14 protein-coding genes are annotated in these 22,108 nt (G+C 45.6%); all 14 read right to left on the reverse strand.

What is annotated here, in order from left to right; translation table 11 throughout:
• Positions 1 to 19: 19 nt before the first annotated feature.
• Positions 20 to 994: a ubiquinol oxidase subunit II gene (cyoA, locus tag EL84_RS10135; protein ID WP_047841594.1), complete on the reverse strand. Its 975-nt coding sequence runs from the start codon at positions 992 to 994 to the stop codon at positions 20 to 22.
• A gap of 318 nt (positions 995 to 1,312) precedes the next feature.
• Positions 1,313 to 1,576, reverse strand: a complete 264-nt coding sequence (locus EL84_RS10140) for a hypothetical protein (RefSeq protein ID WP_036606904.1) — start codon at positions 1,574 to 1,576, stop codon at positions 1,313 to 1,315.
• A 361-nt stretch (positions 1,577 to 1,937) separates the two neighbouring features.
• On the reverse strand, positions 1,938 to 3,299 hold the full coding sequence (locus tag EL84_RS10145; RefSeq protein WP_047841595.1) for a GH1 family beta-glucosidase: 1,362 nt from the start codon (positions 3,297 to 3,299) through the stop codon (positions 1,938 to 1,940).
• A gap of 16 nt (positions 3,300 to 3,315) precedes the next feature.
• Positions 3,316 to 5,697, reverse strand: a complete 2,382-nt coding sequence (locus EL84_RS10150) for a glycosyl hydrolase family 95 catalytic domain-containing protein (protein WP_047841596.1) — start codon at positions 5,695 to 5,697, stop codon at positions 3,316 to 3,318.
• Positions 5,698 to 5,887: 190 nt separating this feature from the next.
• Positions 5,888 to 7,585, reverse strand: a complete 1,698-nt coding sequence (locus EL84_RS10155; protein ID WP_414855712.1) for an ABC transporter substrate-binding protein — start codon at positions 7,583 to 7,585, stop codon at positions 5,888 to 5,890.
• 321 nt (positions 7,586 to 7,906) lie between these two features.
• Positions 7,907 to 9,610 carry an ABC transporter substrate-binding protein gene (locus EL84_RS10160; RefSeq protein WP_036606898.1) on the reverse strand — a complete coding sequence of 568 codons (1,704 nt, stop codon included), beginning with the start codon at positions 9,608 to 9,610 and terminating at the stop codon, positions 7,907 to 7,909.
• A 374-nt stretch (positions 9,611 to 9,984) separates the two neighbouring features.
• Positions 9,985 to 11,673: an ABC transporter substrate-binding protein gene (locus EL84_RS10165; protein ID WP_047841597.1), complete on the reverse strand. Its 1,689-nt coding sequence runs from the start codon at positions 11,671 to 11,673 to the stop codon at positions 9,985 to 9,987.
• Positions 11,674 to 11,860: 187 nt separating this feature from the next.
• Positions 11,861 to 12,763 (reverse strand): carbohydrate ABC transporter permease, encoded by a 903-nt coding sequence (locus tag EL84_RS10170; protein ID WP_036606894.1) that lies wholly within the window; start codon positions 12,761 to 12,763, stop codon positions 11,861 to 11,863.
• A 15-nt stretch (positions 12,764 to 12,778) separates the two neighbouring features.
• Positions 12,779 to 13,762 (reverse strand): ABC transporter permease, encoded by a 984-nt coding sequence (locus EL84_RS10175; RefSeq protein ID WP_036606891.1) that lies wholly within the window; start codon positions 13,760 to 13,762, stop codon positions 12,779 to 12,781.
• A gap of 278 nt (positions 13,763 to 14,040) precedes the next feature.
• Entirely contained in the window at positions 14,041 to 16,950 is a 2,910-nt protein-coding gene (locus EL84_RS10180) for a glycoside hydrolase family 2 protein (protein WP_047841598.1), read from the reverse strand.
• 175 nt (positions 16,951 to 17,125) lie between these two features.
• A complete protein-coding gene (locus tag EL84_RS10185) occupies positions 17,126 to 18,724 on the reverse strand; it encodes a response regulator transcription factor (RefSeq protein ID WP_047841599.1) in 1,599 nt (532 codons plus the stop codon).
• Positions 18,717 to 20,507 carry a sensor histidine kinase gene (locus tag EL84_RS10190; protein WP_047841600.1) on the reverse strand — a complete coding sequence of 597 codons (1,791 nt, stop codon included), beginning with the start codon at positions 20,505 to 20,507 and terminating at the stop codon, positions 18,717 to 18,719. The genes EL84_RS10185 and EL84_RS10190 overlap by 8 nt, the downstream gene beginning before the upstream one ends.
• Before the next feature lie 328 nt (positions 20,508 to 20,835).
• Complete coding sequence (locus EL84_RS10195) at positions 20,836 to 21,258, reverse strand: OsmC family protein (protein ID WP_036606882.1); 423 nt, start codon at positions 21,256 to 21,258, stop codon at positions 20,836 to 20,838.
• A 99-nt stretch (positions 21,259 to 21,357) separates the two neighbouring features.
• The gene (locus EL84_RS10200) at positions 21,358 to 22,104 is read right to left on the reverse strand and encodes an amino acid ABC transporter ATP-binding protein (RefSeq protein ID WP_047841601.1); all 747 of its coding nucleotides are present in this window, start codon (positions 22,102 to 22,104) and stop codon (positions 21,358 to 21,360) included.
• Between the last annotated feature and the right edge of the window lie 4 nt (positions 22,105 to 22,108).

A 22,108-nucleotide genomic window follows, 5' to 3' on the forward strand; every position in this document is an offset into this window, starting at 1 on the left:
GGGGCCTCCTTTCGAATCTTTAGTTAGCACTCTTGTCCTCGTCTTGATTGGACGTATCAGATGCATTTTGAATGGCTCCAGAAGCTTCTTTTGAAGTTCCATGCTTACTGTGAGCACTTTGACCATCTACTACATACTTGGTCACAATATTTTGGAACAATCCTTCTGGGAAGGCAGAATAATAAGCAACGTTGCTTGTGCCTGGCTCAGCCAGTGCTTTGTAACCTTCTGTAGTCAACGCCTGAGAACTCTGTTTCACTTCAGCTACCCAATTGTCAAAATCTTCGTCCGATGTAGCATTCACATCAAAACGCATTTCTCCAAAATGCTCACCTGTGAAGTTAGCGCCTGAACCCCAGTACTTGCCTTCATGATCTGCCTGCAGATACAAGGTCATCGCCATACCCGACATCGTATAAATCTGTCCTCCAAGTTGCGGAATCCAGAATGAGTTCATCGGTGAATCCGCAGTGAGTTCAAATTTCACGGGCCGGTCTGCCGGAATATTCAACGTATTAACCGTTGCAATTCCTTGTTCTGGATACATAAACAGCCATTTCCAGTCCAGTGAAGACACTTGGATGGTAATTGGTGCTTTCTCGTGAGCCAACGGCTTCGAAGGTTCCAAAACATACGTGTAACGAATCGTTACAATTGCAAGTATTCCAATAATAATAATTGGAATGGTCCACCATACAACCTCCGCTTTGGTGCTATGAGCCCAGTTAGGTTCATATGCTGCTTTGTTGTCCGGTTTCTCACGGTAACGCCATACGATTACGGCAGCCAAAATGAGTACTGGCACAATAATGACAGCACACAAAATTGTCGAGATGACAATCAAATCTCTCTGCGAAGCGCCAATTGGCCCCTTCGGATCCAGAACAACGTACTGTCCGCCTGCCAGCATTGGCCAGACAATCAATGCAATTGTAACCAACGTCAGGACAACCGGAATGATAATCCGGATTAGCGACCTAGGTTTCTTGTTCATTTTGATCCCCTCTCCTTAAATTCGCTCATACTGAAAAATCAGTATACTACTCTCTTCCTACTAAAGATATCAGAAATGAACAACTTTTTTGTTCTTGTTAACAAATTTGTCGATTTTACACCTTAAATGTGTGAATTTTTTCTCACAAATCGCTTGCATGCTTGATATTTGTACTTCGTAATCTTTACACATCAAGTCACAAAATAAAACCCTTTGCAGTCCCGTTGAACAGTGTCAACGAATCCGCAAAGGGCTTTATTGACTGGATTCCGGGAACTCATCCAGTCTTATTATGAACGAATTAACGCAGGATTATAATCAATCAGCGCCTTCGTCTTCCCGGCGTGTATGAACAAGGCCAATCGCTTTGGCAATAACGTAAATAAACACACTACCTACAAGGAATCCAATACCAACCATCAAGCCAAGATTACGATCATTAAATTCGTTCAGATTGATCAGACACATGATCACTCCCGTAATGAGTGCGACCCATGCCAGAACTGTCATCGTCAAGACGGCGCGCCGCATATTTTTGTCTTTGCGCTCCAATTGGCTGACCATTGCTGTCTTCGATGCCATAGTAAACACTTCCTTTTCCCTTTTTGTAAGTGCTTTCCTTATACCAATATACCACATCAGTATGATTTTTAGTCAACAAATGTTCAAATTTTCTTCGCAATTTGGACACTTTATTTCAAAATTATCCGTTGACAAAACATTATTCATTTCTTTCTTACTTCTTATAACCCAAAAAACGTCTCTTCATAACAGGAACCGCACTTGACCTTATGAAACCTTTATGAACTACTCATTTCCAACGGTAAAAATACAAAAAAAAGACGGCACATTGGAATACTCCAATGTTACCGCCGTTCTCAGCTTTAATAAGTGGACCATATATAATGAGGAGCTGCTTTACCCTTTAAACCTGCCATCCAAACTATTGGGGATTATGTTCGTTCCGTGTCTCCAACCAATTATTCTTGATGACGTTCTGATACCAGTAATAACTCTCCTTCGGTGTTCTCACGAGTGAACGATAGTCCATATGAACAAGACCAAAACGCATACGGTAGCCTTCTGCCCACTCGAAATTATCCATCAGTGACCATGCCATGTACCCTTTCAGGTTAATACCGTCATTAATGATGCGGTGAATTTGAGCCAAATGCTGCTCATAATATGAAATCCGGCGATCATCGTTAATTTTTCCGTTCTCCAGGTCATCATTGATGCAGGCACCATTCTCTGTGATATATACATCCACATTGCCGTACTTTTGCAAGTAATGCATAAATTCATACAAACCACGTGATTCCACAGGCCAGCCAATATCGGTTTTGGTGAGGCCCATATCAACTTCTTCCGATTGCAGAGCACCTGCCTCCGGATTGAAGCGATTGATCCCCATCGTGTAATAGTTAATGCCGAGCAGATCGATCGGTTGCGAGATAATCTCCATATCGCCTTCCTGAATTGGCACAGTAGCCCCCGCTTCTGCAAACCAATCTACCATAAACTGCGGATATGAACCTTTGTAGATTGGATCAAGGAACCAATCGGTATTAAGCGCAATTGATCGGTCACACGCAGCTTGGTCCTCGGCAGATTTGCTGTACGGCTCAGCCCAGCACACGTTCGGAGCAATACCAATCTGACCGGTTGTTCCCAAACGACGGAAAGATTGAACGGCTTTACCATGAGCAACCAGTAATCCATGGGCCACATTAATAGAAGTTTGCAGGTCTTTGTTTCCTGGCGCATGAATCCCGAGAAGGTTTGACAGGAACGCGATACACCATGGTTCATTGAATGTCAGCCAAAAGTTGATTTTGCCAGAGAATTCTTTGAAGATCACTTCGGCATATTTCACAAAAGCATCCACAGTTCTGCGGTTGCCCCAGCCTCCGTCATCCTCCAGCGTTTGCGGAAGATCCCAGTGATAAAGTGTGAGGAACGGTTCAATTCCAGCTTCGATCAATGCATCCACGAAGCGGTGGTAGAAGTCCAGACCTTCCCGATTGATCTCACCATCTCCGTCAGGAATAATACGCGGCCAGGCAATGGAGAACCGGTATGTATTAATCCCGAGTTTCTTCATCAGTTCGATGTCTTCCTCGTAACGGTGGTAACTGTCACATGCGACATCCCCATTGTCTCCGTTATATACCTTGCCAGGTGTGCGCGCAAACGTATCCCAGATGGATACCCCGCGTCCACCTTCCTGTGCAGCTCCTTCTATTTGATAAGAAGCTGTTGCTGTACCCCAGCGGAAATCTTGCGGAAATTTAAAAATCGTCATGGTTTACTCCTCCGTCTCATGATGACACGCGGATCGTCTGTCCTGCGGTCATGGTTAAAATAATTACATAATCGCCCTGAGGCGTAAGCTCTGCCTTGGCTTGTTCATTTCCTTCTACTCGCAGCGGATAAGCACTGCGAATGGTCAGCGAGTCACTTCGGTCTGCCTTGATGACCGCTGACGCAAGCTTGTTGTCCGCCCACGTTATTGCTACCGTATAGCCACCTCTTGCACGAAGCCCTTCAACTCGACCTTGAGTCCAGAGTTCAGGCAGTGCCGGCAGTAAATGTAACTCGTTCAAGTGGCTCTGCAATAACATCTCCGCGATTCCGGCCGTGCCACCAAAATTACCATCGATCTGGAATGGTGGATGGTCATCAAACAGATTCGGATGTGTGGATCGGGCCAGCAACGTGTGCACAAACTGATGTGCCTGGCTGCTATCCAGCAGTCGTGCATACAGATTGATCAACCATGCACAGCTCCATCCTGTATGCCCGCCACCTTGTGAGATACGACGTTCAAGCGATACCCGTGCTGCTTCTACCAATTCCGGTGTGTACACTCGATTGATCTGCTCTCCCGGATACAGTCCATACAGATGGGAGACGTGACGATGCCCTGGCTCGGATTCGGCAAAATCCTTAAACCACTCCAGTAATTGTCCTTCGCTTCCAATTCGGAATGGATAGAGTTTCTCCAGAGCCTCACTCCACTCGCTTGCCAACGACTCATCTATATTTAGTTGCTTCGAGGCCTCAATACAGCGGCTGAACAGTTCACGAATTAACGTCATATCCATCGTTGAAGCCATGGATATACTGCGTGCCTCCCCAGCATCTGTGAGAAACTTGTTCTCTGGTGAAGTGGATGGAATCGTAACCAGATAACCATCAGGCCCTTCCACCAGCCAATCGAGACAGAACAGCGCCGCCTCTTTCATGATGGGATACGCACGTTCCTCAAGAAAACGCTGATCCCCGGTAAATTGGTAATGCTCCCATAGATGCGAGGTCAGCCACACGCCACCCATCGGCCAGAAAGCCCAGCTTGCATCTCCACCTGTCGGTGTAGAGGTTCTCCAGATATCCACGTTATGATGGGCAGTCCATCCACGGGCTCCATACAGAATCCGCGCCGTTCTTCGTCCTGTATCACTGAGATCGGTCAGCATATCAAACAGCGGCTCATGGCATTCACTGAGATTACAGACTTCCGCTGGCCAGTAATTCATCTCTGTGTTGATGTTGATCGTGTAGTCACTGTGCCATGGAGGCTCTACCTGATGATTCCAGATTCCCTGCAGATTGGCAGGCTGGCTGCCCGGACGCGAACTAGCCATTAACAGATATCTTCCATATTGAAAATAAAGTGCCTCCAGTCCAGAGTCTTGTTGCCCTGCCTGATAAGCCTGCAGCCGCTCATCTGTAGGTAATTCGGCGTTAGCCGATACCCCTAAATCAATAGAGACTCTGTTAAACAACGCGCTATGATCCTGAATATGTCGGTCACGAAGCGCTTCCGCGCCATGTGTGGTCGCTTTGGAGATCATCTCCTTGCATTCCTCTTCCAATACAAGATGATCCTTCACAGGTAACACATCGTAACTCTCAAAGGAGGTAGCCGCTGCCAGATAAAACACAACCTGGTCAGCACCCTGAATATGTAACTTGCCTTCCGGATTGGAGACCTTCACCTGATCACCAGATGCCGTAAATGCTACACGGACAGCATAAGCCGTCCCCCGATCCTCTTCATAGAGAACGGATTCCGGGTGATCTCCGAAGTAATTGGACTCCACATGACTTGGGGTCCGACTGAACATGGTTAGAGCATCTCCCGAAGTCTCAACGCGATAAGGATGGAGACTGTCTAACGTAACACTTACACTCACAGCGCCCTTCTGATCAGCAGTTAATGTGCATACCATTAGATCATCCGAAGCACTGGAATACACTTCACGTACGTATTGAGTTCCTTCCAATGAGTAGGTTGTGGTTGCAATACCCGATTCCAGATCAAGCTCCCGTTCAAATGCATCATATGAAAGATCATTCAAACCCTCATGGTGCAATAGAAAATGACCCATCGGCTGGTAGGCCTCTACATCACGACCAAGCATTTCACGGTTCAACAAATCCTCAGCTTCACCATACTGCCCAGACATGATCAACTCTCGCGTCTGTTTCAAATACCGCTGACTGCTGTATTGAATCGTATCCCGTGGAAACCCTGACCATAATGTATCTTCATTGAGCTGAATTCGTTCATCTGCTGCGCCACCGTACACCATGCCTCCAAGACGGCCGTTTCCGATGGGCAATGCTTCTTCCCAGCGTTTTGCCGGTTGTTGATACCATAGACGATTGATTTTAGTTTGTTTATTGTGTTGGGACATGATTAGCTCCTGTTCCTGAATCAGCTGTATACTCCTTATGTCATAAAACGTTTTCGGTAAGTGCTTACAATAATAAAATTATATGTGATTTCAAAATTTGCGTCAATGCAAATCATCACATCATTCCACAAAAAAAAGGCCCCATATAGGGCCCTTTCCTTGTGTAACCATGGATCACAGACAATCCATATTATTTTACGTCTTTTCCTGTCCACAGAGAGACACGTTCCTTAACCCAAACCGTAAATTGTTTCTCCATTTCAACTGCACCCGCTTTGTCCAAATCAGCCAGTAAAGCATCATAGGTTGCATCAAAGTTGGCTGGTGTAGTCAGAACAGCTTCCGGAATCCGTTTACGGATGATATCCTGCGTTTTCTGGAACGTTACCTCATACTCTGTACCAGAAGGTACGGACATGTTATACGCTGCGCCCCAATCCTTAACTGGCAGATCTTCTTCAGCCGGATAGAACTCTTTCCAAGTCGTGATACCATAAGCTTTCAGCGTTTCTTTCTCTGCAGCCGTGTAACCAGCTACAATCTGCTCAGGGAAGTTTGTTGTGTAGTAGTTATCCGTAGAATCTTTTACACCATCACCGTATCTTGCACTAAATACGTTATACATCCCAATTCCTGTTTCCTTGCTGAAATTGGAGTTGTCATTCGTTTTGCGGTCCTGTACGTCATCTGGAATCACGCGTTTACCATCTTCTACGTTGTAATGTTCACCTTCGATACCCCAGTTTCTCAGAACTTGTCCTTCATCGGAAGCAAGCCAATCCATGAATTTGATGATACGCACTGGATCTTTGGCCGAAGTTGTAATCCCGATGCCATAACCGTCAAATCCGGCTGGTTGGAACGTGTGATCCACAATCTCATCGTTAAGTGATACAGAGAAGTGAGCGTATGTGGCATCATCCTTACCAGATGATTTAAGCGCGTTCTCCGCTTCTTGATAGTTCCACTCTTGGTCAATCAGACCGAGGACACGACCACTGGCAATTTTGGACTTGTATTGGTCATCCTTTTGAACAAAGGCATCTTTGTCCAGTAGGCCTTCATTGTACATTTTATTCAACCAGCGGAAATATTCTCTTTCCTCTGGACGTTTGTAGTGCAATTTTGCTTCATACGTTTCAGGGTCAATGTAATATTCACCATCATCCGGTGCACCTGTTGCCTGGAAAGCCGGGTTCGTTACCGTGATCATGATTTTCCAATCATCTGCATTCAATGTTAATGGAATGGTTGGTTGACCATCAATGGTTGGATGTTTTTCATAATAGGCTCTGAGTACATTCTCGTAATCCTCAAGTGTCTTCACTTCAGGGTATCCGAGCTCTTTCAATACTCTTTGCTGAATTTCAAATCCACCTGTAGCGTCAAACGTAACATTATCAACACCCATATTGGTTGGAATGGTATAGATCGCTTGATCTTCCAAACTGTATTTCAAACGATTCATCTGTTCTCCGTAGATTTTTTTCAGATTGGGAGCATGCTCCTCAATCAGATCCGTGAGATCCAGCATCGCGCCTGCATCCACAAGCTTAGATAAGTTACCTTTAGGGTAAATCATATCAGGAAAGTCACCACTGGCAGCCATTAGTGCAATCTTCTGGTTACCACCATCGTTTACATCATACTCTGCTTCAAGAGTAACGCCAGTTTGCTCCGTAATCTTTTTACCAACAGCATCTTGCATCTTGTTCCAGGTTGGACTAGCATCCGCCCCGAAGAATGTAACTGTGATCGGTTCGGTTCCGCTGGATTCCGAAGTCTCTTTGGTTCCCGAATTCCCGCAACCTGCTGTAACCAACATTGCACTTGCGAGCATCAACATTGCAAACGTCTTGGGTGTATTGCCTTTCATTTTGCCTCTCATTGTCTAGTTCCCCCTATTATTTATGAAGGTTTTATCTGTATAACAGGCTTTATGCCTGAGGATACCACTTTTTTTGAATACGCTTTCGATATCGTTCATTCCGACGTGTTTACTGAAGCTGACGTTTCGATTCTGCCAAAAGAAAGATTCTTCTTCTAACGGACGTAAAACGTTTTCGTAAATGGAATAAACCGCTTACTGAAAGTGCTTACATGATAGATTATAGGCTATCCATCACCTCACGTCAACAATAAAAAAAGCCCTTTCTCAAGGGCTTTTTTTGCTATGAAAATCCTTAACTTTAATGCTTGGTTTTCAAGCTTATTTCACATCTTTTCCAGTCCAGAGAGCTACACGTTCTTTGATCCAAACCGTGTATTGTTTCTCCATCTCCACTGCACCCGCTTTATCGAGTTCAGCCAGAAGACTATCATATACGCTGTCGAAGTTCTCAGGTTTGGCAAGGATCGCCTCTGGAATACGTTTACGTACGATATCCTGTGTTTTCTGGAACGTTACGTTGTAATCCGTGTCAGATGGTACAGGCATGTTGTATGCTGCACCCCAATCTTTCAGCTTCAGATCATCGTCGGAAGGATAGAAATCTTTCCATGTTGTAATACCATAGGCTTTCAACGTTTCCTTCTCAGCGGCAGTGTAACCAGCTTGAATCTGTTCAGGGAAGTTCGTTGTATAGTAGTTATCCGTGGCATCTTTCACACCATCACCGTATCTGGCGCTAAATATGTTATACATGCCTACGCCTGATTCTTTGGTAAAAGCAGAGTTATCATTGGTTTTGCGATCTTGTACGTCAGCCGGAATGATGCGTTTCCCATTCTCGACTTGGTAATGTTGGCCTTCAACGCCCCAGTTTCTCAGGACCTGACCTTCATCGGAAGCAAGCCAATCCATGAATTTGATAATACGTACCGGATCTTTGGCCGAAGTTGTGATTCCGATACCATAACCGTCAAATCCTGTCGGTTGGAACGTATGATCCACAATATCCTTGTTCAGGGATACGGAGAAGTGGGCATATGTTTTGTCTCCACCGTTAGATGATTTCAAAGCATTCTCCGCCTCACCATAGTTCCACTCTTGGTCAATTAGACCAAGTACACGGCCACTGGCAATTTTGGATTTGTATTGGTCATCCTTTTGAACAAATGTATCTTTATCAAGCAGACCCTCATTGTACATTTTGTTCAACCAACGGAAATATTCTTTTTCTTCAGGACGTTTGTAGTGTAGAACGGCTTCATACGTCTCAGGGTTGATATAATACTCACCGTCATCCGGTCCACCCGTAGCTTGGAATGCAGGGTTCGTTACCGTAATCATAATTTTCCAGTCATCTGCATTCAATGTTAACGGAATCGTCGGTTGACCATCAATCGTTGGATGTTTTTCATAATACGTTCTCAATACGTTCTCGTAGTCCTCAAGCGTTTTTACTTCAGGGTAGCCAAGCTCTTTCAATACTCTTTGTTGAATTTCGAATCCGCCCCTAGCGTCAAACTCAACGTTATCTACACCCATATTCGTCGGGATCGTGTAAATGGCTTGATCTTCCAAACTGTATTTCAGACGGTTCATCTGATCACCATAGATTTTTTTCAAGTTGGGAGCATGCTCCTCAATTAGATCGGTCAGGTCCAGCATCGCGCCTGCATCCACAAGCTTAGACAAGTTGCCTTTAGGATAGATAATATCAGGGTAATCACCACTGGCAGCCATCAAAGGAATCTTTTGGTCACCACCATTATTCACATCATACTCAGCTTCAATTGTAACTCCCGTTGCCTTAGTAATTTCTTGACCGACAGCATCCTTCATGTTATTCCAGTTCGGACTCGCGTCTGCACCAAAGAATGTAAAGGTCACTGGACTGGTTGTATCTCCGGAATCAACCGGTTTCTCTGAAGCGTTAGTTCCTCCTCCACTGCCGCTGCATCCTGCTGTAATTGCAAGAGCACTGGCTAACAGAAGCATTGCGAATGTTTTTGGTGTTTTGCCCTTCATGTGTAATCCCCCTTATGGATATTAATGAAGCTGTATATTTGTATAACAGGCTGACCTGCAAATACCGTAACCAGATGAAAAAAATGTAATTTTCTTGTTTTTATAACATTAGAAGCGTTTTCTTGAAAATAAAAAATGTTCTTCTTGCCTTATTTCCTCTTCATTCTGCAAATGTTTACTTTGAGATTCAGGTGTATGCCACCTGTTGTACAAGCAAATGTAAGTGCTTTCATACTTGAATAATAATCGCTCCTATATCCCTTGTCAATAGTGAATTTATAAAATTGAAAACGTTTTTTAGAAAACGTTTTAGATAAAAAAAGAACCCAGAATATCTGGGTTCTTTTTTGTTTTAGATCTGAATTGCTAATCGTTTATTTAGCTTCTTCACCGCTCCACAATTGAACACGGTTTTGAACGAGTTCTGTGTATTGTTTCTCCATATCCTCTGCGCCTGCTTGGTTCACTTCTGCAATCATGCCGTCATAGATCGCATCGAACTGTTCAGGAGTACTCAGAATGGCTTCCGGGATACGCTTCCGGATGATATCCTGTGTTTTCTTGAAGATGACGTTGTAGTTGGAGTCACCTGGTGTTGGCAGATTGTATGCTGCTCCCCATGGTTTGATTGGGAACTCATCTTCACTCGGGAACAGATCTTTCCACGTCGTAGCACCGTAAGCTTTGAGTGTTTCTTTCTCTGCATCGGAATATGCTGCCACGATCTGTTCAGGGAAATTCGTAGTGTAGTAGTTGTCCGTTGAATCCTTCACACCGTCTCCATAGTGACCAGACATATTGGTGTACAGACCGATACCCGTTTCTTTCTGGAATACGGCTGCATTATTGGTTTTCTGATCCAAAATGTCGGCAGGAATGACACGTTTGCCGTCCTTCACTTCATACTGTTTGCCCTCAATTCCCCAGTTCATCAGCACTTGCCCTTCTTCAGAAGCCAGGTAATCGAAGAATTTGATCGTACGAACCGGGTCAGGATTCGATGTTGTAATCCCTACACCCCAACCGGATACAAAACCAGGGTCTTGGTAGGCATGATCCTTGATATCCTCGGACAGGGTTACCGGGAAGTGTGAATACGTTGCTTCATCCTTGCCCGCAGATTTCAGTGCATTTTCTGCATCGGAGTAACCCCAATCCTGGTCAATGACACTCAGAACACGTCCACTTGCAATTTTGGATTTGTATTGGTCTGTTTTCTGAATAAAGCTGTCCTGATCCAGCAATCCAGTGTTGTACATATGGTTCAACCAGCGGAAGTACTCTTTTTCCTCTGGACGTTTGTAATGCAGAGTTGCTTCATACGTCTCTGGATCGATGTAGTATTCACCATCATCCGGAGCTCCTGTTGCCTGGAAGGCAGGGTTCGTTACAGTAATCATGATTCTCCAATCATCCGCGTCCAGTGTTAACGGGATCGTTGGCTGACCATCAATCGTTGGGTGTTTCTCTTTGTACGCCTTCAATACATTCTCGTAATCCTCAAGTGTACGCACTTCCGGGTATCCGAGTTCTTTCAGTACACGGTGCTGAATCCCAAATCCACCACCTGCATCAAAGTACTTCTGGTCTACCGCATAATACGTTGGCAGCACATAAATAGCCTGATCTTCATTACTGTATTTCAACCGGTCCATGTAATTACCATACAGCTTCTTCAGATTGGGAGCATATTGGTCGATCAGATCTGTCAGATCGAGCATTGCTCCGGCATCCACCAGTTTGCTGAGTTCTCCTTTGGGGGAGACAATATCCGGATAGTCTCCGCTCGCCGCCATTAAGGATATTTTATCTTGACCACCACTAACGGCAAATTCACCGTTAAGGGTTATCCCTGTTTTTTCCGTAAGGACTTTACCTACTTCATCCTTCATGCCATTCCAGTTCGGACTGGGGTCAACGCTGAAGAAATCAAAAGTAAGTGGAGTTGTCTCTGCGCTTGTATCCTTGAACGACGTATCACTGCCGCTTCCTCCACCGCAACCTGCGAGTAAAGACATTGCAAGCACTGGTGCCAGTGCAATCTTCATTTTGGAACTTGCCATAATGGTAATCCTCCCTGTTTCATATGTCTGTCTTATCCGGGACTTTTTTGTCCCTGTCTATAGCTTCATGAATACCACACCGCAGCCCTATACGGTGAAGCGCAGACCAAATGGCTGCGCTTCGGGTATCCTGATGCTTCATTTGTAGATGTACGGCCGCTCTATGTGGCAGCCTGTACCCAATTGTTTAACCTTTTACTGCGCCCAGTGTCATACCACCAACAAAGTACTTCTGAAGGAATGGATATACAATGAGGATTGGAACCGTTACAACGATCGTAATCGCCATTTTGATCGATTCCGGTGAAATCTGTGTCATTTGCTGCGCCATATCATTGGCATTTCGTCCAGCACCTGAGCCCTGCTGTGTACTTTGCAATACTTTCATCAGCTCATATTGGAGCGTGGTCAAATGTGCCTTTGAACCATTATACAGGTACGTATCAAACCACGCATTCCATTGACCTACAGCCAGGAACAATGCGATGGTAGCAAGCACTGGTTTACACAGTGGCAAGATGATTCTGTAATAGATTGTAAAGTCATTCGCTCCGTCCAGCTTCGCGGATTCCTGCAATGAGTATGGCAGGCCATCAATGAATGAACGGATGATAAACACGTTAAATGCACTGATCATGCCAGGCAACACATATACCCAGAATGTACCGATCAGGTTCAAGTCACGCATCAGAATGTACACCGGAATCAGACCACCGGAGAAATACATCGTGAGCGCGAGTGTTGTGGAAACAAATTTTCTAAGTCCAAAATCAGGTCTGCTCAGTGTAAAGGCGATCATGGATGAACTGATCAATCCGAGCACGGTACCTACAAGTGTACGCAGAATGGAAATCTGCAAACCTTGTAACAATCCATCATATTGGAAAATCGTTTTGTAGTTCTGTAATGTGAATTCGCGAGGCCACAAGTAAATTCCACCACGTACTGTATCTGTCGAGTTATTGAGTGAGATGGCTAGTACGTTAAGGAATGGATAAAGTGTTACAACCAGCACCATGGTCATCGCGAGGATGTTGAATATATCGAACAGTTTATCGCCCCGAGTAGCATTGAATGCTTTGTTCGCCATAATGTCGTCCCCTCCCTACATGATGCTTTCTTTTGTGAATTTTTTGAACAAGCCGTTCGCAGTAAACAGAAGGATGATACTGACAACGGAGTTGAATATACCTATGGCTGTACCATATGAGAATCGTCCCATATTCAAACCATAATTGAGCGCGTATAGATCAAGTACTTCCGAGTAGTCTGTGACCAGACTGTTGCCAAGCAAGAACTGCTTCTCGAAACCGATACTGATAAGATGTCCAATCGACATGATGAAAAGTACAGAAATCGTGGTCCGTATGCCAGGCAGCGTAATATGCCACATCTGTCTCCAGCGGTTGGCTCCATCTACACGGGAAGCTTCATACAGCTCATTGTCGATACCTGTAATCGCCGCCAGATAGATGATGGCATTCCAACCGGTTTCCTTCCACATATCTGAAGCGGTTACAATGTACCAGAACAAGTTTCCCTTGGCCATGAATTGGATTGGCTGATCGATAATGTTCAGTCCTACCAATAGATCATTGATAATCCCTCCATCGGTGGAGAGCATCTTCGTAATGATCCCGGCTACAACAACCCAGGATACAAAGTGAGGCAGATATGATACCGTTTGCACGGCACGTTTGAAGAACATGCCTCTCATTTCATTCAGGAGAATAGCGAAGAAAATTGGTACGATAAAACCGACAACTAGTCCCATCAAGCTCATTGCAAGCGTATTACGAAGTACCAGATAGAAACGATCATCACTGAACAGCTCTACAAAGTGTTTAAAACCAACCCACTCTTGATCACCAAATGATCTGGCAGGTTTATAATTTTGGAAAGCCATCGTCCATCCCCATAGTGGCAGATAGTTAAATACGAAAACCCAAGCTACGAATGGCAATGACATGAGATAGAGATATTTCTGCTGTTTCATTCTGTCCCAAATTCCGTTCCGCCGATTCTTTAAAGGCGGTTTGGGGTCACTGCTTCTGTTCGCGGAAGCGGATTTTTTTGTTAGCGTTTCCATCTCCGTTCCCCCTCCTCTGTTTTATAAAATAATTATACTCGATAGAGCGTTTTCAAAATACCATCTGGATTTTAGAGAAAATCATATAAAAATTAGATATAGACATATATAATCAGACATTAATTCGTTAAAATCAGTGATAAATTATACTTTTAAATGATATAAAAGTAATATTAAGGTAAAGAACTATTCAAAGTGGTAAATATCGAAAACGTTTTATAGTAATCGTTTACTTCAATTACATGGCATACAAAAAGGACCCTTTCGGGTCCCTCTGATTACAATGTAAATTGAATGGTTTGCAGTTTAACGATGCCGAGTAATTGCGCTACGGATATGGAGGTTGCTGGACGGAATTGATCTCCATTCAGATAGGCAAGTATCTCCTGAAATAAGTAGGCGGCTTCCGGACGCTTCATTACAGCCAGATTGGCAAAGGGAAGTGAGGATATCAAAATTTTGCCCTTCCCTACTTTTGCCTCAAAGGCATAAGCGAGTCGTTTGGCCCGATGGAAATGGTCCACCACTTCGATCAGCGGCTCCACCCCGGGCAACGTATCCATACATATCGCTGGTGTACCGTTCACCAAGTGATACCAATGCCAGTCCGAAGCCCCATCATGCGGGAAAGAGCCTAGTAGTGCTAGCTGTTTTCTCAAATACATGCCCATCGTTGCACCAGGCTGTGTAGCAAACATCAGGTAATTCCAGAATACAGGCAGATACTTGGTCTCCACTGAATCATATAACCCTTCTGCGGTTGGCTGTAGCCAAACACTTCCCCCGTTGACCACATAATCAACGACATTGGGTGTTAACGACTGAACGATAACCAAGTCAATCTCCCGATTTTTCAACAACTGGAATCCATCGATGCGATCTACGCAATCATCATGCGCTTCACCCAATAATGGCTTCAACTCTGCCACGGTATTCCAGAACCGATTCGAATCCGGATGAGACTCGTAAAAAGGAAACGACCAGCCATGCCATACATTCGCTACAGTTCTTTCCGAATCGCCTGATATCAGCTCCGCCTCGATCCGAAAAGCTGCTGCCCCTTCATGAGGAGCGGTAGCGACGATGCTTCCCAGTGACATGACAGACCCACATTGGATATCTCCGGTCTTCCATTCCCCTTCAGTAAGTATCACATCATCTCTTATTAACCTCCACTGAATAACGGCGTCCTCAAGCGGCTCCTTACCGTAGTGAGAGATGCGTACATCGACATGAATGGGTTCTCCGGCGTAAAATGTACGCTCCTTACAGCTTAACAACAGCACCACATCTGCGTTGAAACGCATGAATTCTTCTGGTGTTGTAATGCCTTTGTCATCCCAAAATACATCCAGAATGCCCGTCGTAGCATGTCCCTGCCCTGGAAAATCACGAATGTCCAGAAGTTGTACACCCGCAGCGTCCGGTGTACGCCGAATTCGCTCCATGGCTTCTTTTAAGGAACGTACCAGATGGGTACCACTGACCTGTTGAAAATGCTCCAGGTCCTCGATCATGCCTTTGTTTGTTAACGATTCTTCGATCGGTCGTAACCAGCTAGGACGCAATACGCCAGTATATTTGGCTCGCTCTTGGGGCCGCACATACATGGTGTACTGTGCATGTTCGTGTCCTATAACAGGATGCTCCGCAAGCCGGGTAACCGCACGATAGTCCAGCGTGGTATCCGGCACAGCAGAATATGCAGATTCCAACGGGGGATGCCAGTTCAACGACTGAATATAATAATCACCTTCCCGCCCTTGCGCCGGAAGCTGTCCAAAACCTGTATTGTCCGTATATAACCGGGTCGGGTCCATATCCCTTGCCCTTGAGACCAATGCATTGAGTTCTGGGTGGCCATTCGGACCAATAAGTTCATTCCCCATGGAGAACATGACGAATGAAGGATGTCTATGCAGCGACTGAAGCAACCCGTCCAGTTCTTGTGTCAGATAGGACAATACTTCAGCTGGCGCAGACTGATCTGATTGCTCAAAGAAACGAGACCAATGGGGAAGTTCTGCCTGCACTAGCATGCCCGCTTCATCAGCAGCATCCCAGAAAGGCTCCGGCGCGCTCCACCCATGCAGTCGGACATGATTGAAGCCATACGATCTGGCGATTCGAAATTGCTGAAGATAATGCTCCTTGTCCCAGACGGGATAACCCGTCAGTGGGAAGATACAGCAATCGACGTACCCACGCAGGTATACTGGTATCCCATTCAGTTCAAGCTGCTTCCCGTTTGTTGCAAAGGACCGTACACCAAATGATTGCTCCAGCCGATCCAGTTCCTGTTCACCGTCATAGAGACGGATCACCGCCTTGTATAATTCAGGGGATTCATCCGACCATCTTGCGATAGACTTCTCTGTTCCAAGTACCAATCGCCACTGTTCTATTAAAGCGTTACTTTCAATTAACTCTGCTGAGCTTATATCCACATGCGCTGGAACATTCATATCCACATGACAACTATATCGATCAAGCCATGTGCCGTCCGGATGCTGGATATCCACATGTAATTGCATCGATCTAGCGGAATCATTTGCGGGAGCGCTTACAGTACAATCAACCAGAATGGTTCCGTTCTCAGCATCTGGTTGAATACGTAACGTCTGTAATCGGCATGGGGGCAGACTGTCCAGATAAACACCACCCGTGATTCCACCCCAGGCTGTGGCCGTATGCAATGAATGAATATGGCTACCCGCCAGCGGAAGTTTCATCGTATTATCCACGCGAATCTCTATCCGATTCACTTCCCCCTGCTTCACCAGAGAGGTAACATCCCACTTCTGTAGATTCACCAGACTATCCTGCTGCCCTGCATATTGTCCATTGATCCAGAGATGCGTTGTCCAGCGGACCCCTTCCAACCTGAATACATACTGGCAGCCAGAATCATCTGATGGAACATGAACATCCTGAGCATACCAGGCTGAGCCTTCATATTCGCGTACCTTGGTCCAGGTATCGAGCCTTTCGTATGCAGGCTCATCTCCGTATCCTTGCTCTTCCCATGAACCGGGAATCTGAATGGTCTCCCATGATGTATTTTCACACTGTGAAGGCGGTAATATCTCTTGTTCAATGAGTGTATCGGACTCCAGATCCAAACAAAACTGCCATGTTCCATTTAAGTTCAATGTATGACGTACAGCGCCTATATCAGACAAATTCATATCGTATAGCCATCCCTTCATCTGGATTCTTGTAAATCCAGTCTAAAATGTGAAGCATTCGGTGACCATTGCTTATCATGGGAAGTGCATGGACAATATGATGAATCTGGAAATTTCTCAGGAATATCGAAAACGTTTTACACAATAGGCAGGGGCAAAGCCCAGCACTCCGTACTTATTCCTCGTTTATATCTGTAGCCGTTCCTTTAATTGATGAATGGGTTCTGGCCTGTTTGTAAGCGGATGGGGATTCCCCTACATATTTCTTGAACTTACCGTGGAAGTAGTCCACATTTGCATATCCCACTCTCGCCGCGACCTGATGGACCTTCAGTCCTTCATCCAGCAATTCCTTGGCCTTTTCCATACGAACCTTGTCCAGAAATGCATTGAAATACTCTCCAGTATGATTTTTAAACAACTTACCCAAGTAACTGCTGTTATAGTTAAACACTTCTGCCAGTACTTCGAGCTTGAGATTTTCGCCAGGGTTACGCTGGATAAATTCAATCATCTGTTTCAATACAGTATCCTTGCTTCCCCCACCCATACGTTGAATAAGTCGATTCAAGTGTTCTGATGCCATGACTTTGAGATCAGACATCGTAAATTGATGATAGACTTCATTAATCAGAACCGAATGTTCCTGCATAATGGAGTGCATATGTTGATTCGTCGCTGCAAGCTTGTTGAACGCCAGGGAAAATACCTGTGAGAACGCCGTCTTGATCGCTTGCTCTGTTCGGTGATATGGAACCAGGCGCTCTTCCATCTCACCCAGCACCCGCATAACGGACTCACTACTGCGGATGTCTAACGCATAATACAGCTTGTCCGCGAGTTCATCCTCAACTGGCTCATGTGCTCCGTCCACAGCTTCAACTTCTGGTTTAACAACGCTTTCGCCTTCGCTACCTTCAGTCCACAGAATGATGCGTTGCTCCGTGAACAAAAAGCGTTCCCCGAGTAAACGATTCGCCTGCGTGTATGACCGCGCAATTTCAGAAGTGGAATGTACAGGTTCTCCCGCAGCACCATACATGTGAACCTCCCATTCTCCAAGAAGTCCTTCCAGCTCATCATACAGATTTCTTGCAGATGACTCGGATGTGATTGTTTCCTTACTTAACAGTCCCAGACCTGAATGGAACGAGAATACAATGCCTCGTTCTTTCTGGTCAAATGCTTCAATCAGTTTGCGTTTCATAACACTTCCCCGTTGCAGGTCGGGGGCCGCATGCATCTCAAACAGTACAATCTGATAGTGAGGCCAGTGCAGTCCCAGGCTATCTTCTTCCATGCTGCCCGCACCCTCCAGACTGTCAAAGAGCAAAGCCTCAATCTGATGCTCCCGATAGACGGTATCCTCACCAGCTTGACGTGCCATTGTCTCCCGTTCACGGGTCAGGATCGTAGCAATCCGCTCAAGTTCACCAATGATCTCTTCTTCATCCACCGGTTTGAGCAGATAACCATCCACACCAAAACTGATGGCTTTCTTGGCATAATCAAAATCCGCATAACCACTCAATATCAAAAAGTGCGAATCCGGATGATTCCGGCGCACTTCTTCAATCACATCCAGCCCGGTCATACCGGGCATGCGAATATCAATAATCGTCAGATCAGGCTCCAATTCCTCAAACCGGGAGATGGCCTCACGCCCGCTGGCAGCTGTAGCAATGACCTGGAATCCGTATTTTTCCCATTCGATAATGGTTGTCAGTCCCTCACGTATGCTCGGTTCGTCATCCACCAAAAACACTTTATACATGTTGGTCCCCTCCTGCTGGCAAAGTGAAAGAAACCTCGGTTCCTTCCCCATATACACTCTTAATCTGTAATCCATATGGCTCCCCGTACGTCAATGTTAAGCGTTGATGTACATTACGCATGCCGATCCGACTCTTCTCCTGTTCCTCCGGTCCACAGATAAACTGCATCACCTCAGCCAGTCGTTCTGGCGTTATGCCTGCACCATTGTCATCCACACGGATCTGCACAATGTTCTCTACTAAACGAATACTTATATGAACACGGACTGTACCCTCTTTGTTCTCCAGACCATGGACAATCGCATTCTCAACCAAAGGTTGAATAATCAAAGGCGGAATGTACATCTTCTCCACCTCGGGATCGATATGGATCTGGAATGCAAGGCGGTCGCCGTAACGAAATTTCTGAATTTCCAAATAGGAACGTACCATTTCAAGTTCAGCCCGGAAGGTTGTTTTTCCACTGCCAATCTCCAGACTCTTGCGCATCAGCTTGCCTAACAGCCTGACGATGTTAGCAATCTCTGCTTCTCCCTTAATATGCGCTTTCATCCGAATGGACTCCAGTGCATTAAACAAGAAATGGGGATTGATCTGGCTCGCCATCATTTTCAGTTTAATCTCTTTTTGGGCGATTTCCAATTGATTGTTCTGTTCGGTCGCTTCTACCACCTGCGTCATGAGTTCATTGATACTTTTCACCATATAGTTGAACTGTCGTGACAGTTGTCCAATTTCATCGTTTCCATCAATCCTTGACGTCACGTTCAGGTCTCCTAGTGCAAGCTTGTTGAGGTGTTTACTCAGCCGGAGCAATCGGTTCGAAGTGAGGAACGAGATGATATATACGAAAAGTAGGGCAATGACCAGCACAAGTATAATAAAAATCATGCCGATCAAGCTGACGGTGTTGGCGTCTTTGACGATATTTTTGGTGGCAAAAACCGAAATCACCTTCAGGCTATTCATACTTGATCCAGGGCCCAGCTCATCAATAACAATATTAGATGGTTCCCCCCGGAAATCACCCTCTATGGTGCCTTTCGCCTGATTCTGCAGATCAACGCCAAAATCAAGCTCATCCAGCGTTTTACCCACCAGCTCGGTATTCTTGGCTGCAACCACATAACCCTGCTCGTCCGTAATCATCGTCTCGAACTGTTCCTGACGCAACAATCCATTCAGCTCATCCTGATTGATCACAATCATCAATACGCCCTCGGTCCGATACTCGGCAAAAGGTACTTTGCGCACCAGGCTGAGCTTGTGTACAGGATTATCTTCCTTGTCCGGAATGTAGAACCACCCGATGCTGGTTGTTTTCAGTGCCTGTTGATACCAGTAGCTCTCTTCCGTCTGCTTGTCTACCGGGATGAATTCGAGGTTGTTGATCAATGTTGGGTTAGTTGAGTAAAAACGAATACCGGCTATCTCACGGTACAAACGCCTGTACTCCTGAAAGTCTTTGTATGCAAGATACGCTGAGGTTAGCTCCACAACGCTCTTGTACCGCTTATTCACGATCTCCTTGAGATCCGCATTAAACATTAATAGATTGGATATATCGGTTGGTACACGCAGCATGGTTGCCGTCTGGCTCTTGATCTTGTCTACATTGATGATCGTCTGTCCTATCGCATTGTCCAGGGCTTGCTGGCGAAAATAACTGGTCACAGCAAGACCAACAATCAGGACCGGAATCATGACAACCAGTACATAGGAAATGAGCAATTTATGCTTTAATTTGAGATTATTAGTGGTTCGTATCAGCCTTTTAAACATGTCTGCACCTTCCGTCATCTGTATAAGCGCTTACATATAAACAACAGGATCAGGATGTTCTGTCCTCAGAATTAATCATACCACATAACCGTCAGAATTCGGATTGTCATTGCAATGGGTACTATATTGCCAGGCTGTAAGCCAACCTACCTCTAGTAGAAGAGGCCGCCATTAACATGGCGACCGGGCTTACCGAATTATTTTCTACTGACGGAAGTTTAGTGACTCCTAGATGGGCGAAATCCCTGTTGAAGTGTTGGAAAAGCCAAAAAAGGCACTCCCACGATTGGAAGTGCCTTCTCAGTATCAGAGATTTACTCATATGTTATTAAGGACGAGGTGTACTTACCCCATTGAGGATCAGTTTAGGATGAATATCGGCGCTCAGCGAAGCGGAAACTGCACAATATTTTTCCTCAGCCATCTGGATGGCTTTCCAGATGCGATAATCCGGGATATCGCCATCGACTTTGAAGATCAGATCAATGGATGTGAAGCCTTTGGGCATCTCTTCACTGCGTGTGCCTTGCGCTTCAATCTCAATCGACTCAATTTTGTCCAGGAAAGCGTCCAGAATCATCGTAATATCGATTCCCATACAGCCGCCGAGACCCGCCAGTAACAATTCCATCGGGGTCGCACCCTTGCTGTCACCACCATAAGCAGCAGTGGCATCCATGCCAACCGCGTAGCCAGAGGGTCCTTCGGAAGTAAACGCACGTTTGCCTTTCCATACGGTTGTTACATTCATGATGTTATCCTTCTTTCTTACAATAGTTTAAGTTCAAGCGAAAAGGTTTGCACTTGCCACTCAGATGACAGAATAATCTTCCGATCGCTGTTATCTTCATCAAAATTCAGTAATCTGTTGCAAGAAACGGCGGGTGCGTTCCTGCTTCGGCTGTTCAAAGAACGCCTGTGGACTTGCTTCTTCCACAATTGACCCGTCCGCCATAAAGACGATTTTGTTCGCCACATTACGGGCAAACTTCAATTCATGCGTCACAACCAGCATCGTCATACCTTCCTCTGCAAGCTCCTTCATGACGGAAAGTACCTCTCCGACCAATTCAGGGTCAAGAGCTGAAGTCGGCTCATCAAACAGCATCACTTCCGGCTCCATCGCGAGTGCACGCGCAATGGCGACCCGCTGCTGTTGTCCACCGGACAATCGGGATGGATACGCATCCTGCTTGTCCGACAAGCCGACTCGATCCAGAAGAATCCGGCCGCGTTCAGCCGCTTCGTCACGTTTGATTTTTTTCACCGTAACAAGACCTTCCATCACATTACCCAGCACTGTCTTGTGCGGATACAGATTGAATTGCTGGAACACCATGCCGGTCTGGCGACGAATCTCCAGTACCCGCGCACGCTGGACTCGCAGCGGATCTGCGCTGTTAACCACAATGCCGTTCACTTCAATCTGTCCTCCGGACAACTCTTCGAGTCCATTCAGGCAGCGCAGCAAGGTACTTTTGCCTGAACCACTTGGGCCGAGCAATACAACAATATCTTTGGCATCGACATGAAGATCGATGTTCGTAAGTACTTCATTTTTCTGAAAACGTTTGGTAAGTCCAGTTGTTGTAATCATCGGT

The organism is Paenibacillus sp. VT-400, from assembly GCF_001029205.1.
Classification (GTDB): domain Bacteria; phylum Bacillota; class Bacilli; order Paenibacillales; family Paenibacillaceae; genus Paenibacillus; species Paenibacillus amylolyticus.

What these genes read in the sequence shown, in the direction of transcription:
- EL84_RS10170 (WP_036606894.1), bottom strand. Translation starts at nt 12,763, where the DNA reads ATGGCGAACAAAGCATTCAATGCTACTCGGGGCGATAAACTGTTCGAT.
- EL84_RS10140 (WP_036606904.1), bottom strand. Translation starts at nt 1,576, where the DNA reads ATGGCATCGAAGACAGCAATGGTCAGCCAATTGGAGCGCAAAGACAAA.
- EL84_RS10160 (WP_036606898.1), bottom strand. Translation starts at nt 9,610, where the DNA reads ATGAAGGGCAAAACACCAAAAACATTCGCAATGCTTCTGTTAGCCAGT.
- EL84_RS10175 (WP_036606891.1), bottom strand. Translation starts at nt 13,762, where the DNA reads ATGGAAACGCTAACAAAAAAATCCGCTTCCGCGAACAGAAGCAGTGAC.
- EL84_RS10150 (WP_047841596.1), bottom strand. Translation starts at nt 5,697, where the DNA reads ATGTCCCAACACAATAAACAAACTAAAATCAATCGTCTATGGTATCAA.
- EL84_RS10165 (WP_047841597.1), bottom strand. Translation starts at nt 11,673, where the DNA reads ATGGCAAGTTCCAAAATGAAGATTGCACTGGCACCAGTGCTTGCAATG.
- EL84_RS10200 (WP_047841601.1), bottom strand. Translation starts at nt 22,104, where the DNA reads ATGATTACAACAACTGGACTTACCAAACGTTTTCAGAAAAATGAAGTA.
- EL84_RS10155 (WP_414855712.1), bottom strand. Translation starts at nt 7,585, where the DNA reads ATGAGAGGCAAAATGAAAGGCAATACACCCAAGACGTTTGCAATGTTG.
- cyoA (WP_047841594.1), bottom strand. Translation starts at nt 994, where the DNA reads ATGAACAAGAAACCTAGGTCGCTAATCCGGATTATCATTCCGGTTGTC.
- EL84_RS10180 (WP_047841598.1), bottom strand. Translation starts at nt 16,950, where the DNA reads ATGAATTTGTCTGATATAGGCGCTGTACGTCATACATTGAACTTAAAT.
- EL84_RS10195 (WP_036606882.1), bottom strand. Translation starts at nt 21,258, where the DNA reads ATGAATGTAACAACCGTATGGAAAGGCAAACGTGCGTTTACTTCCGAA.
- EL84_RS10145 (WP_047841595.1), bottom strand. Translation starts at nt 3,299, where the DNA reads ATGACGATTTTTAAATTTCCGCAAGATTTCCGCTGGGGTACAGCAACA.
- EL84_RS10190 (WP_047841600.1), bottom strand. Translation starts at nt 20,507, where the DNA reads ATGTTTAAAAGGCTGATACGAACCACTAATAATCTCAAATTAAAGCAT.
- EL84_RS10185 (WP_047841599.1), bottom strand. Translation starts at nt 18,724, where the DNA reads ATGTATAAAGTGTTTTTGGTGGATGACGAACCGAGCATACGTGAGGGA.